The 14,079-nt window shown below is 34.7% G+C and carries 12 protein-coding genes; 1 reads left to right on the forward strand and 11 read right to left on the reverse strand.

Features of this window, described 5'->3' with window-relative positions; genetic code table 11:
• Positions 1–63: 63 nt before the first annotated feature.
• Complete coding sequence (rlmB, locus tag AAGD63_RS04415; protein ID WP_341813167.1) at positions 64–831, reverse strand: 23S rRNA (guanosine(2251)-2'-O)-methyltransferase RlmB; 768 nt, start codon at positions 829–831, stop codon at positions 64–66.
• Positions 832–923: 92 nt separating this feature from the next.
• Here rlmB and AAGD63_RS04420 point away from each other — a divergent pair, with 92 nt between their 5' ends.
• Complete coding sequence (locus AAGD63_RS04420; protein ID WP_341813168.1) at positions 924–1,415, forward strand: Smr/MutS family protein; 492 nt, start codon at positions 924–926, stop codon at positions 1,413–1,415.
• An 11-nt stretch (positions 1,416–1,426) separates the two neighbouring features.
• Here AAGD63_RS04420 and uvrC read toward each other — a convergent pair whose 3' ends face one another.
• The 10 genes from uvrC to AAGD63_RS04470 all read right to left on the reverse strand — a co-directional run bounded on the left by uvrC (position 1,427) and on the right by AAGD63_RS04470 (position 14,017).
• Complete coding sequence (gene uvrC, locus AAGD63_RS04425) at positions 1,427–3,244, reverse strand: excinuclease ABC subunit UvrC (protein WP_341813169.1); 1,818 nt, start codon at positions 3,242–3,244, stop codon at positions 1,427–1,429.
• Entirely contained in the window at positions 3,228–5,336 is a 2,109-nt protein-coding gene (gene glyS / locus AAGD63_RS04430) for a glycine--tRNA ligase subunit beta (protein WP_341813170.1), read from the reverse strand. Before glyS ends, uvrC begins: the two co-directional genes overlap by 17 nt.
• A 3-nt stretch (positions 5,337–5,339) precedes the next feature.
• Positions 5,340–6,179 (reverse strand): glycine--tRNA ligase subunit alpha, encoded by an 840-nt coding sequence (locus AAGD63_RS04435; protein ID WP_341813171.1) that lies wholly within the window; start codon positions 6,177–6,179, stop codon positions 5,340–5,342.
• Between the two features lie 44 nt (positions 6,180–6,223).
• On the reverse strand, positions 6,224–6,982 hold the full coding sequence (locus AAGD63_RS04440; RefSeq protein ID WP_341813172.1) for a phosphatidylglycerophosphatase: 759 nt from the start codon (positions 6,980–6,982) through the stop codon (positions 6,224–6,226).
• A gap of 662 nt (positions 6,983–7,644) precedes the next feature.
• Positions 7,645–8,643: a porphobilinogen synthase gene (gene hemB, locus AAGD63_RS04445; RefSeq protein WP_010404406.1), complete on the reverse strand. Its 999-nt coding sequence runs from the start codon at positions 8,641–8,643 to the stop codon at positions 7,645–7,647.
• Entirely contained in the window at positions 8,636–9,658 is a 1,023-nt protein-coding gene (gene nuoH / locus AAGD63_RS04450; RefSeq protein WP_341813173.1) for an NADH-quinone oxidoreductase subunit NuoH, read from the reverse strand. Before nuoH ends, hemB begins: the two co-directional genes overlap by 8 nt.
• The gene (locus tag AAGD63_RS04455) at positions 9,642–10,001 is read right to left on the reverse strand and encodes a hypothetical protein (RefSeq protein ID WP_341813174.1); all 360 of its coding nucleotides are present in this window, start codon (positions 9,999–10,001) and stop codon (positions 9,642–9,644) included. The genes nuoH and AAGD63_RS04455 overlap by 17 nt, the downstream gene beginning before the upstream one ends.
• A gap of 73 nt (positions 10,002–10,074) precedes the next feature.
• Positions 10,075–12,123 (reverse strand): NADH-quinone oxidoreductase subunit NuoG, encoded by a 2,049-nt coding sequence (gene nuoG / locus AAGD63_RS04460; RefSeq protein ID WP_341813175.1) that lies wholly within the window; start codon positions 12,121–12,123, stop codon positions 10,075–10,077.
• Positions 12,124–12,128: 5 nt separating this feature from the next.
• On the reverse strand, positions 12,129–12,341 hold the full coding sequence (locus AAGD63_RS04465) for a hypothetical protein (RefSeq protein WP_006015760.1): 213 nt from the start codon (positions 12,339–12,341) through the stop codon (positions 12,129–12,131).
• 218 nt (positions 12,342–12,559) lie between these two features.
• A complete protein-coding gene (locus AAGD63_RS04470) occupies positions 12,560–14,017 on the reverse strand; it encodes a leucyl aminopeptidase (protein ID WP_341813176.1) in 1,458 nt (485 codons plus the stop codon).
• Positions 14,018–14,079 lie beyond the last annotated feature (62 nt).

The raw sequence follows: 14,079 nt of genomic DNA on the forward strand, positions 1-14,079 counted from the left end.
GATGTCATTTACTGTTGTCATTCCAGTATCACATGCTGGAATGACATCCTTGTTTTATTGCAACTAATTTGCAGTGATTTTTGTTTTAATGTAAATGGAATATAGTCCTATTGCTGCTGCATTTGAAACATTTAGGCTATCAATTACGTTTGACATTGGGATTTTTAAAAGATAATCACAATTTTCTTTAACTAGTCTCCGCATTCCTTTCTCTTCAGAACCAAAAATAATTACTCTTTTTTGCCCAAAATTCTTTATTTCATCTATATTTTCCTTTGCATTGCAATCAAACCCATAACACCAGTAGCCTATCTTTTTTAAAGACTCCATCGTCTTTACTATGTTTGTAACGTATATTAGAGGGACAATATCCAGTGCTCCACTTGCTGCTTTTGCGATAGATGCATTTTCGCTCGGTGAATGGTGATGTGGTAAAACCAGTGCATCAATGTTGAAACAAGCTGAGGTTCTTAAAATCGACCCTATATTGTGTGTATCAGTAATTTGATCTAAAATGACTATAGTAGAGTTTTCACCTGATCTTTCAGCTATTTCTTCAATATTTAAGCTGTGAAAAATAGGAGTAACTTTTAAAGCAATTCCTTGGTGATTTGCACCTTTGGGTAAAACATCATTGAACATTTTGTTCTCTACCAGTCGAGCTTTAATGCCCTTACTATCTGCACATTGTTTAATTTCTTTCTCAAATTCTCTGTAGAAATTTTCTGTTACTAACAGTTCTATACACCGCCTATTTTTGTTTCTTAATGCTGAAATACAAGTGTGCTTTCCATATATCCAACAGTTTTCATTAGCTTTTGATGATTTCATCTCATTATTAAAAATCAGATTTTTATAGAGTAAGCAATATTTTACTGTGTTTATATATTGTTGTAAAATTATGCAGTTCAATTAATGAATTTATGTCAGATGATGAGTTAGATTGGCAAAAAAATGTTAAGCCAATAGAATGTGGAAAAGTTACTTTGAAAGTTGATCACAAAGTAAATATAAAATCTATGATTGATAAAGGTGCCTCTAGTTTACAAGAAAATTTTCTTAATACTGATAATGGTGATTCATCATTTTGTCTTGACTACAATACAAAATTAAAGATCGATAGGGGCAAATATTTTATAAGCGATAAACTCGATTTGCATGGCTATAGTATAGATAATGCTTATTGTAAATTGATAGATTTTATTATCAAAAATTATCAAGCAAGGAATAGGTGCTTATTGGTAATTACGGGGCATGGTAATAGTACAGATAAAATAGATTCTATAAAGAATAGCTTAAATAAGTGGTTGAATGACACAAAAGTTCGGAATATGATCTTATACTATCAGCAAGCCATAAAAAAACATGGTGGCAAAGGAGCTTTTTATGTCTTATTAAGAAGAAATAAAGGTTAATTTTAGAGTACCTATTTAGGAGTACCTTTCTTAGAATTCACGTGTTGAAGAATGATTTCTGCTAAACCTTTACTAATTCCAGGTACGTTTTGAATTTCAGCTAGAGAAGCTTTGCTTATATTTTCTACCGAACCAAAATGAGACATGAGTGCCTTCTTTCTTTTACTGCCAACACCGGATATTTTACTTAATTGTGAAGCAAAAAATTGTTTATCGCGTTTTTTTCTATGCGAAGTTATTGCAAAACGGTGAGCTTCATTACGCAGCAATTGTAAATAAAGCATGACCTTGCTGTCACTTGCTAGAGTAAATTCTTCTCTGCTCGGCACATAAAATCTTTCATTTCCTGCATTACGATCATGACCTTTCGCCATACAAGCAAAAGGAACTTTTATATTCAATATTTCCAACACATTATGCACTATGGAAACATGTCCTGGACCGCCATCAATCAGTAAAAAATCAGGGATTATATCTTTTATATTGCCAGAGAAACGTCTAGTCAGCACTTCTCTCATCATTTTATAGTCATCACCTGAAATTTCTTCTTTTATAGTAAATTTTTTGTATTCACTTTTTAAAAAACCTTCCTGCCCTGCAACAATCATCACACCAACTTGTTGATTTCCAGATATATGGCTATTATCATAAACCTCGATACGCTTTGGAATATTTGGTAACGAGAAAATCTTCCTAAGCTCTTCGAGCTTTTCTAGGTTATTTCTATAATCAGTAAGCTTCTGCTCTAGGCTATGCTTAGAATTATTGTAAATAAAATTCAACAAATCACGCTCTTTACTATTTTTCGTATGCAAAACTCTTATTGATTTTTGAGTAAGAGCATAAAGTACTTGTTCTATAATTTCCTTATCCTTAATAAAATCGGGAACGTAAATTTGTGCTGGTGGTGTGCTAACTGGATTATACAAATTGACCAAAAAGGTGGATAAAATTTCATCATTTGAATGATCACTACAATTCTCAATGAAGTAAGGAATGCTTCCATAGTTACCTTTATCTCTGAAAGATAGTACACCAATGCATGCTAAGTCTGCCTCACGTACAACGCTAAAGAAATCTGCATCTTCTTCAAAAGAAAAATCCATTGGCTGCATTTGAATTTGCTGAAGAAATTTCAATCGATCTCTATAGACAGCAGCAAGCTCGTAGTTCATCTCCCTACTGCACTTTTCCATTGTAGAAAATAGCTGTCTTTGCACTTCTTTATTCCTTCCTAGCAGAGTATCTTGTGCTTGTTTTACTGATTTGCAGTAATCATCTTTTGTAATTTTATCTACGCATGGTGCTGAACAGCGCTTAACTTGATACTCAAGACATGGTCTTTTTGTTGAAGAGAAATATTGATCTGAACATACTCTCAAGAGAAAAGCCCTTTGCAATGATAATATAGTGTTCTTAACAGCAGCAGCAGATGGAAAAGGGCCGTAGTAATGAAACTCATTCTTCTTAAACTTACCTCTATATTTCGCTATTCTTGGATAATCATGCTTAGAAATTGTTATATAAGGATAAGATTTTCCATCCCTAAGCAAAATATTATAAGATGGTTTTAACGATTTTATTAACTGTGCTTCAAGAAGCAATGCTTCGATTTCATTCTCAGTGATGAATATTTCAACCTTAATAACCTGTGAGATCATTACTCTGATTCGTTCAGAAAGGTTTTCGAATTGAAGGTAGTCGGATAATCTCGACTTCAAGTTTTTTGCTTTACCAATGTATAAAACCTTATTCTTATCTCCAACCATCTTATAAACGCCACAGGATTGTGGAGATGATTTGATTTGTTCCTTATATTGCCTGAGCATTTATCAATTGTTTAACCTGTATAAGGTTAAACTCTGCTACTAAATGAAAGGTAGAAACAACATTTGCAAGCAAAGATAACCTGTTTATTCTAAGCTCATTAGAATCACAGTTAATCTTTACACTGTCCATAAATTGATTGATAAATGGAGCAAAACGAGCAAGTTCATCAAGCGCTGTATTAAAGTCGTTATTTTCTATCGCTTGTTTGATGTTTTTACAAGCAGCTATAGCACAATTTGATAGCGCAATCTCCTCATCTTCAATCAAAAACTTCTTACTGTAAGATGCATTATAAGTAGTGCCATCACTTTTTCTCACTTTGCTCATCATATTACTGGCTCTTTTATAAGTGCTTAGAACCTGTTCACCTTCTTTTGTACTAAGATAACGATCCAATATCACAGTTTGCTTTTCCGCTTTCAGCAGATCATTAATATCGACTTTATATAGTATTGAATCTACAACATCTTGCCTTATATTTCTATTTTTTAAAATAATCTTGAACCTTTCTAAGCAGAATTTAAATACTAGTTCTGAAATTTGTTTTTCACTTGGCTTATTAACTGGAGTTATATTTTTATTCAATAGAAGTCTTGAACATAAAGATACTGACTTATCTATCAGCAATCTAATTGGAATATGCAAATTATTTTCAAGTATTGTTCTAATTATACCAATTGTCATTCTCCGCAAACCAAACTGATCATACGAACCAGAGATTTTCTCACCTGCTGCAATTAAACCAACCAAACTATCCATCTTGTCTGCAATAGCTACAGCAATCGCAGTAGGAGATTTAGGACATTCTTGCTCCGATCCAATTGGCTTATAGTGCTCAGTTATAGCTTCTACTACTTCTTTATCTTCTTGAAAGTAAGAAGCGTAATATCCACTCATTAATCCTTGCAATCCTGGAAATTCTTTCACTATCAACGTTGCAAGATCTGCCTTTGCTAAATATGCAGCACGTTCAACTTTAATTAACGAAGCATGTGGAATAAATATCGCTATATACTTTGAAAGAGCGATAATACGCTTCACTTTTTCTTCTACGCTACCGAGCGAAGCATGAAATGAAATAGAGCTCAATTTTTTGACATAGTAATCTAGGTTTTCCTTCTTGTCTTGAGATATCAAAAACTGGGCATCAGCAAGACGTGCTTCTAATATTCTTTCATGACCTTTGACAACTTCATTATTGTTAACATTTACAACAGTAACAAAATGTGATATTTTCTGTCCATCACTTAAAGCAAGATACTTTTGCTGCGTATTAATTATACTAAGTATTACTTCCTTCGGTAATTCTGATGATTTTACTTTACCAAATAATACTATTGGCCACTCTATAAGCCCTGCCAATTCATTAAGCAAATAATCATTTTTTTCAAGTTGTAAGTTCTCCTCTTTTGTAAACTTATTAATCTGATCTAGTATAAATTGCTTTCTTTTGTCCAACTGGAGAATGACATTATTTTTTTCTAACAATTCAAAATAGTCTTTGGGTGTTTTAACAGTAAGTACTGCATCACCTGAAAAAAACCTATGACCACACGTCACGTTGCATGCTGTAACCCCTGCAAAAGATATAGGTATTATTTCGTCATTTAAAATACATAGAATATTTTTAATTGGCCTAACCCATCTCTCTTTTCTTTCACTCCATCTCATACTCTTTGGCCAAGAAAAGTTTTTTAGCATTTCCTCCAGTTGATTTTTGAGAAACCCGTTGATGTTAAATAAGCAGCTTTCTCTCTTCATGAAGTAAAAATCTTCATCGTTTACTTTGCGAATGAGTAAATCTTCTTCACCTTTCCGATTTTTTCTCAAAAAACCTTCGATAGCACTTTTCGGTGCATTAACTCTTGGTCCTTTAATCTCATTGTTAGAATCTTTTAGCTCCAAAGCACTTATGCCATCAATAAAAAGAGCAATACGACGCGCAGTCACATAAATTTCTATAGATGCAAATTTCACATTATTTTTACTAAAAGCATTAGTGATATAGCTCTTAACCTGAGCTGCAGATGAATTCTGCATTCTTGATGGAATTTCTTCTGAAAGACATTCAAACAATAATTGTGACAACATATTCTACTTTGCTCTATATAATTCACAGCATTTTTTTGTTAACTCTCTCACTCTACCAATATAGGCTGTACGTTCATTCACACCAAGCACACCTCTTGCATCAAGTAGATTAAGTAGATGGCTCGTTTTAATACATTGGTCATAAGCTGCTATCGGCAATTCTTTTTCAACAAGGAATTTACACAGTTTTTCTGTATCCTCAAACTGCTGTTGTACTACTTTAGTATCATAATAATCAAGTGCCAGGTAAGAAAACTCTCGCTCTCTTTGTTTAAAAATATCTCCATAAGTTACACCATTATCGTTCCACATTATATCGTAAACATTATCTACACCTTGTATGCACATTGCTAAACGTTCCAACCCATATGCCACCTCACCAGGAATTATTCTGCAGTCAATGCCTCCCACTTGCTGTATATAAGTAAGTTGTGTTACTTCCATTCCATTGCATGTAACTTCCCAGCCAAGTCCCGATGCTCCAACACTTGGGTTTTCCCAATCATCTTCAATAAACTTAATATCATATTCTTTTGTCGATACACCAAGAGCTTTTAAGCTATTTAAGTAAACATCTTGCAAATTGCTGCCAGATGGTTTTATTATAACTTGGTATTGATGATGCTGATATAAGCGATTAGGGTTGTCGCCATAACGCCCATCTGTAGGTCTTATTACTGGTTGTAGATACGCAATTTTTGTTGATTTTTCGTCAATTGCTGACATGATTGTTGCAGGATGTAGTGTTCCAGCTCCAACTTCAGACGTATATGGATGAAGTATAGTACACCCTTCATCTGCCCAAAAATCTTGTAATCCCTTTATTATATCCTGTAGATTCACGCAAACTGTATATCTTTTAAACTGAATACATAAGCAAATAAGTACTATTCTATACTTATTTTTTTAATAGTGCCATGAAAATAGTCACTCAAGGCTATTGAACTTTCTTTTACATACTCAAATATGCTTTTGTTTAAAACAATCGCATCATGCATAGTCAGATCGCAGAATATAAATGCAGTCAAGTACAATAAAATCACTGCATAAAACACATGAAAAATCCCTTCAAATGTGATTGATATTGCATTGTTATAACTAAGCTGTATCGTACTTATCGGCCATGGTTTTATTACTTCTACAATATTAAAAAATAAATAAGGTATTATAAAGAAAAAGAACAAATGCATAAGATCATTAAACCAAAATGGACATTTAAGTATTGCCTTGCATATACTTAAATAGAATTTACTTACAATATAATAAATTGACATTATTGCCGGCATCGAAAACGCAACAGTCATCACCTGTCCTGATGCTATTTGTACTACTATATTCTCATCACTGCTGGCTGAAGGATCTTGAATGTGAAAAATGGATATTGCAACTAATTGCAGCACTAACATAACTATTGCTAGCTTGGTAAAAATAGCAGCTACAACTATGCCTGAATTCGGCATTTTATATAGTATAAAATCACCTCCGTATATAATCATTAATATAATGTAGGTAATAAATAATATTAGAAAAGAAGACCAATAATGCTGCCAACCCGGTAAATATCCTACTCCTAAAAAAGAGCTTACTATTTTGGCAGGAAAAACCTTGCCTAGCATCTTACCCAAAAATTGAAAAAAAATCCCCATGTCCTAACTAACACTTGACTTATATTTTTCACAATACTGAATTGTAATGGACTTATCAATACACTTCTTGCATAGAAAAAAGGCAAATAGTTAAAAACGATCTAAACCGTTGCCCCTTTATACTAGTAGCCTCCTTTTTTGTCATCCCAGTGCTATCCCCTTCTTGTCATCCGAGTAGCTGACACTGGGATCCAGCCTTTCTTACCAATAAAAACTTAGAATAAGATCTCCTTTGTGCTCAAAAAATTCCTGGATTCCAGTGTCAGCTACTTGAATGACATCTTTAATCTCCGTATAGCTATGCGTCACGCGCTGGCCTGAAGCTTTAACTATAAATATTAAAAAATTTACCAAGTGAGAAAAAGGCAAAAGAATCCCCTAGTAGTGAGTTTTGACCCTATAATAATGTAAATTGGCATTGTAATAATGTGCTAACGCTTATTTAAAGCGCATTTTGGCTGAATTTAGCAAAAATAAAAAAGACATGCAGCCGCTATAATTTTATGTAATCTGCCAATATATACCTGAGTTTTTTACTGAATTTTGTTGTTAAATCTGCAGAGATTAAAAATAAGGATAAATACTCTTATTGATATGATAAGGAAAGTGGGAAGGTTTGTCAAGTCACTTCGGCAAGCTACCTACTTAGATGTTCCACACTGCTAAGTAGATACCAAATTTTTTGCAACATCAAGTGCAGCATAGGTAAATATTGCACTTGCACCTGCACGTTTAAAACCAATTAAGGACTCATAAATCACTCTGTTATAATCCAGCCAGCCATTATTTGCTGCAGCTTTTATCATTGCGTATTCACCGCTTACTTGGTAAGCAAAAATCGGAAAATTAAACTTTTCACTTGCTGTTTTTATTACATCTAAGTATGGCATACCCGGCTTTATCATAATAAAATCTGCACCTTCATCTATATCCATTTCGATTTCGCAGATTGCTTCGCGTGCATTTCTATAATCCATTTGATAACCACTTTTGTCGATGAAATTTGATGATGCGCACGAACCGACAACTTGCCTGAATGGCGCATAGAAGCTAGAACAGTACTTTACTGCATAGGACAATATTGACACATTCTGAAAGTTATTATCATCCAATGTTTTTCTTATTTTTCCTATCCTGCCATCCATCATATCAGAAGGAGCAACTATATCGCATCCTGCTTTTGCTAAAACAAGTGCTTGCTTACATAATGCTGACACAGTCTCGTCATTTTCTACATCTATCCTACTGCTTTTTAAAATGCCATCATGACCGTGAGTAGTGTATGGGTCTAGTGCAATGTCTGCAATAATGCCAATATCCGGTACATTTGATTTTACAGCACAAATTGCTTTACAGATTAAATTGTCAGGATTGTACGCTTCCTCGGCGTTTTCAGATTTTAGTTTACTATCAACTACAGGAAAAATTGCAACAGCATTAATCCCCGAGTCCTTAGCTTTCTGAATTATAGAAATTAATCCATCTATTGAATAACATTTGATATCAGGTAAGCCAGAAATTGGCTCAATTGTTTCTTCTCCGTCATGAACAAATAAGGGAAAAATCAAATCATTTACTGATAAAGTGCTTTCACTTGTTAAATTGCGAATCCACTTGCCTGAGCGCCTACGCCTTAACCTTGTATTTGGGAAATTAAACATTGGATCCAGGCAAATTCCCAGTAAAAAGCAACACTCCTGAAATGAGTATTACCCAAAGTACCGATATTGGCAAAAATACTTTCCAACCAAGACGCATTAATTGATCATAACGATAACGAGGTATTGTAGCTCTAATCCAAACAAATATAAACAAAAGTACAACTATCTTCAAAACAAACCAGATTAAACTAGGAATTTTATACAGCAAACTAAGCTCTAATGGAGGATACCACCCTCCTAGAAAGAATATTGTCATCATAGCGCTTGCTAAAATCATATTTGCATATTCTCCCAAGAAAAAGAGAGCAAAAGGCATTGATGAATACTCGACGTTATACCCAGAGACGAGCTCTGCTTCAGCTTCTGGTAAGTCAAATGGGTGACGATTAGTTTCGGCAAGCAAAGAAATAAAAAATATTATTCCTATAGGCATTAGTAATAAATTAATCCAAAATGGCATATTATGTTTCGCTACCACCATCTCTCCAAGATTTAATGTGCCAGTTGTAATAACAACTGTAGCAACTATTAGACCTATTGAAACTTCATATGAAATCATTTGAGCAGCTGACCTTATAGCGCCAAGAAATGCGTAATTAGAATTACTAGACCAGCCTGCAATAATAATGCCATATATTCCCAAAGAGGATATAGCTAGAACATAAAGCACTCCAACATTAATATTTGCTATTACCTTAGGGATTATTACCTGCTGTCCATTTTCTGTAGTTATTTCAGTTCCAAATGGTATAACTGCCCAGGAAATTAATGCTAAAATAAAGGTGATCATTGGAGCCATAATAAACAGTATTGTGTTTGCTCTAAATGGTATTATCGGCTCTTTAATTATCAATTTGATAGCATCTGCAAACGGCTGCAATAAACCAAATGGCCCTACTACACTTGGACCATGCCTTAGTTGAATTGCACCAATAACTTTACGCTCAAAGTACACTAAATATGCTACTGAAAGCAAAAGTGGAAGAAGAAAAAGAATATCAAATATCAAGTACATGCAACCCTAAATCAAAAAAATAGTTCATAATTGTGGCAATAAAAAATATAGCAAGTCCTCTAGACACAGCAGACAATGTCCCTATTGAAATCAATAGGACAACATTTTTCTGTACAGCATTTAGCTTAATAGAATAGTAACATGATATGCATATGAATGACACTAGTGACATCATAATTAAGATCATTGTGAGAGGCAAATAATTCCCTCTTCCCTCGGTAACTATAATAAATGTTATTGCCATCCATACATATCCTTCAGTAAATAGTACAATAATATCATTGATAAAATAAAGTAGCTTATAAACGAACTGTTTTTCTAATGCATTTTGTTCTTTACACAAAAATATAGAGTTTAATTTTCGTTGAAAATATACCAGAATTATCAGTAATAATGGTGTTAGAATAAATAAAATATTAAGTAGATTGTTCATAAAAATCCTTAGTACAATCTGACATTATTTTTGAAGCGCGACTGATTGAATCCGTCATATAAAAATTACACTCCTTTAAAGTGAAAGGTGTATTACTTAAGCTTATCCCATCATTGCTAATTGGCACCCATGTGTTTTTTACCACTTGATCAGCATTTCTAAACTGTGGACCAATAGTGTCTAATTTTTTCCTAACATCAAATAAACTATCATATAGCAAGGAAAGACCCAAATATTGGGATAAATTTTTTATAATCAACCAATCTTCCTTTGCTTCACCAGGAGGAAAAACAGCTAAATTTGTTCTCTGTACTCGTCCTTCAGTATTTACATAAGTTGCATATTTTTCTGTGTATGCAGCTCCAGGTAGAATGACATCTGCTATATGCGCTCCCCTATCACCATGATGTCCTTGATAAATTACAAATGTATTTTCTAATTTTGATGTATCAATTTCATCTGCGCCAAGAAGATAAACAACTTCCACCTCACCACTTTCTGCCTGCTTTAGTATCTGATTAATGTCTTTTCCACCTTTGCTAGGAACAAATCCAATATCTAGTCCACCAACCCTTGCTGCAGCCTTATGTAGTACGTTAAAGCCATTCCAGTTATCTCTGATCATGTTAAATTTTTCTGCAATTTTGCCAGTTAGCGCTAAAATTGATTCAGAATCATCTCTTACTAATGCATCTTGACCGATGATGAGCATAGGATTTGAGGCAACACTCAGCAACTTGCAAAATTTATGATTTCCTTTTGCTATTTCGTCTAAGATATTTGGGTTATTGCCTAACCTCTCAATATGGTATAAATACTCAACGTTAGGGCCAATGCTTGCAATAGGAAAATTGCCTTGTAAATATCTCTTTCTCAATCTTGCATTAATGATTGGTGCTTCTATTCTTGGATTTGTATTTATAAGCAGACATAAATCTGCATTTTCTATACCCTCGATAGTGGTATTGAACACATAAGATCCACGATTACTTGATATAAGATTTGCACCATCTTGCCTGCAGTCTATATTCCCCGAACCAAGCTTCTGCATCACTTCTTTGAGTAGAAGCATAGACTCACAATCTGCTAAATCACCTGCAATTGCAGCTATTTTGTTTGATTTCGTATTCTTTAGTTTCTTTGCAGCAAAAGCCAATGCTTCATTCCAATCAACTGGAATTAATTTGCCCTCTTTTTTTATATAAGGTCGATCGAGGCGTTGTACTTTGAGTCCATCGTAAGCAAAACGAGTTTTGTCTGATATCCATTCTTCGTTCACTTCTTCATTGAGTCTTGGCAATATTCGCATAACTTCAGGACCACGATAATCAACTCTAATACTGCTTCCTACAGCATCCAGCACGTCTATAGTCTCACAATGTGATAGCTCCCATGGACGTGCTGTAAAGGAGTAAGGCTTTGAAGTTAAAGCCCCTACCGGACAGAGATCTATGATATTTCCAGATAATTCAGAGCTAATATGCCTTTTTATGTAAGTGCTAATCTCTATATTTTCTCCCCTTCCAATTCCTCCAAGTTCATTTGTACCTGCAACATCGGACAAAAATCTAACACATCGAGTACAATGAATGCATCTATTCATTGCAGTTTCAATCAGCGGACCAAAATGTTTTTTTGGCACAGCTCTTTTATGCTCATCAAATCTGCTTATTCCTTTCCCATAAGCCATTGTTATATCTTGCAAATCGCACTCACCACCTTGATCACAAATTGGACAATCAAGTGGATGATTACTTAGTAAAAATTCGAGCACTCCTTTACGCGCCTTTTTTACCTTGGGAGTATCCGTGTGAATAACCATACCCTCTGCAACTGGCATTGCACAAGAAGCTACTGGTTTTGGAGGCCCACCCTCCACTTCAACCAAACACATTCTGCAGTTACCAGCGATTGCTAAATGCTCATGATAACAAAAACGTGGAATTTCAACGCCCACAATTTCACAAGCTTGAATTATAGTGAGCCCATGTTCTACTTCACATTCTTTAGAATTAATAGTAACTTTAACCACAACTATTATACAGCTTCCCACTTTATAGGATTGCCGCTTACCTCATCTTCAACCAGATTGCCGTTGTCATATTGAGCAGACATGTAATTCATGCGCGAGTCACGATCTATATATCTAACAGGTTTTACCGGTTTATCTTTATACATTTTTTGCTCGGCTTTCTTACGCTGAGTAGGGTTATTTTTACTAGCTGTCTTTGCTTTTCCACCTACTGCCATATAAACTCCTAAAAACTTCTTATTTTATTTTAACACTTAAGTATACACCGTCAATGCTAAATGGCTTTAAAGTTTCAATAGATCTCTTATTATAATCATTATTTGAATAAAAAGTCACTTCTTCCAGTGCCTGACCAGAAAAAAAAATATATATCAGCTACTTTCATTTCTCGAAAATAAACGTTTATGTAGCCATGAATAAGCCGATATAAAGACCTTTAATCATTCGCTTCGTAGTACTTCTCAACCAACTTATTAAGTAACCTTACACCAAAACCTACTGCTCCTCTTGGACAAATGTCAGTACCTTTTTCGTGCCAAGCAGTGCCTGCAATATCTAAATGTGCCCAGCAAGTTTCATTCACAAAACGCTGTAAAAACTGTGCAGCCATTATGCTATCTCCACCAGAACCTGTAGGAGCTATATTTTGCACATCAGCAATCGGCGAATCAATAATTTTGTTATAAGTTTCATTCATAGGAAAGCGCCATAATTTTTCATTTACTTCATTTCCTGCATCAATCAGATGATTTGCTAATTCATCGTTATTTGAAAAAAGACCAGCATATTCATTATTTCCCAGTGCAACCACTATAGCACCAGTTAAAGTTGCAAGGTCAATCATAAATTTCGGTGCAAATCTATCTTGTGTATACCATAAAGCATCTGCAAGTATGAGCCTTCCTTCTGCATCAGTGTTCAACACTTCTATCGTCTGTCCAGACATCGAAGTTACTACATCACTTGGTCTTTGAGCATTACCGTCCACTGCATTTTCTGCAAGTGCAACTACACCAACTGCATTTACCTTTGCTTTTCGTCCAGCTAGAGTACGCATCACCCCAACCACAGTAGCAGAACCCGCCATGTCATATTTCATTGACTCCATGCCACGCGAAGGCTTGAGTGACACTCCACCAGTATCAAACGTTATGCCTTTACCCACAAAAGCTACAGGCTTTTGTTCCTTGGAAGCTCCATTCCATTTGATCACTACTAATTTTGGCTCTTTACTACTTCCCTGTGCTACCCCAAGCAATGCTCCCATTTTTTTCTCTTCCATCTGCTTCTTACCAAGCACTTCGATTTCAAGGCCAAGCTTAGTAAGCTCGGTTTTTATATAATCAGCATAGGATTCTGGATATAAAACATTAGGTGGTTCAATGGTAAGAGTACGTGCAAGAAATATGCCTTCACCTTCTTGTCTTAAACGCTCAAATGATTTTTCAGCACTACTGAATTGCTCATCTTTCGTTAGCACTGTGATCTCCTCTACTTCTGTAACTTTTTCATCCTTTCTGGTTTTATACTTATCAAATTTAAAACTGCGCAAAAATGCACCGTATGCAACATTTGCTGCATTGCCTTCGATTGAGATTGCCGCTCGCTTGATTCTTAATCTGCTTAGCTCACAATATATTTTACCACCAATATTTAATCCTTTGCTTTCATCCCATTCATCTCTCATTCCAAGACCAGCAACTATAATATTTTTTCCCTCTGATGAAGTAACGGAAAAAAATTCACCAAAACCTCCATTAAAATCACTAAATTTCTTGATGTTATCTATAGCTTGCTTATCTTGTAGAACATTAGTTATGAGCTTATCACCCTCAAACAAACCTACCACTAGCGTCTCAAAATCGGGTAAAGCTTTAGAAATTGTTATCTTCATCGTTGACATCTCCGTTGCAAATAATTGTAAGCTGCACATAAAACATAGTAAAAACATTAGTA

The organism is Wolbachia endosymbiont (group B) of Germaria angustata (assembly GCF_964026725.1).
Lineage (GTDB): Bacteria > Pseudomonadota > Alphaproteobacteria > Rickettsiales > Anaplasmataceae > Wolbachia > Wolbachia pipientis_C.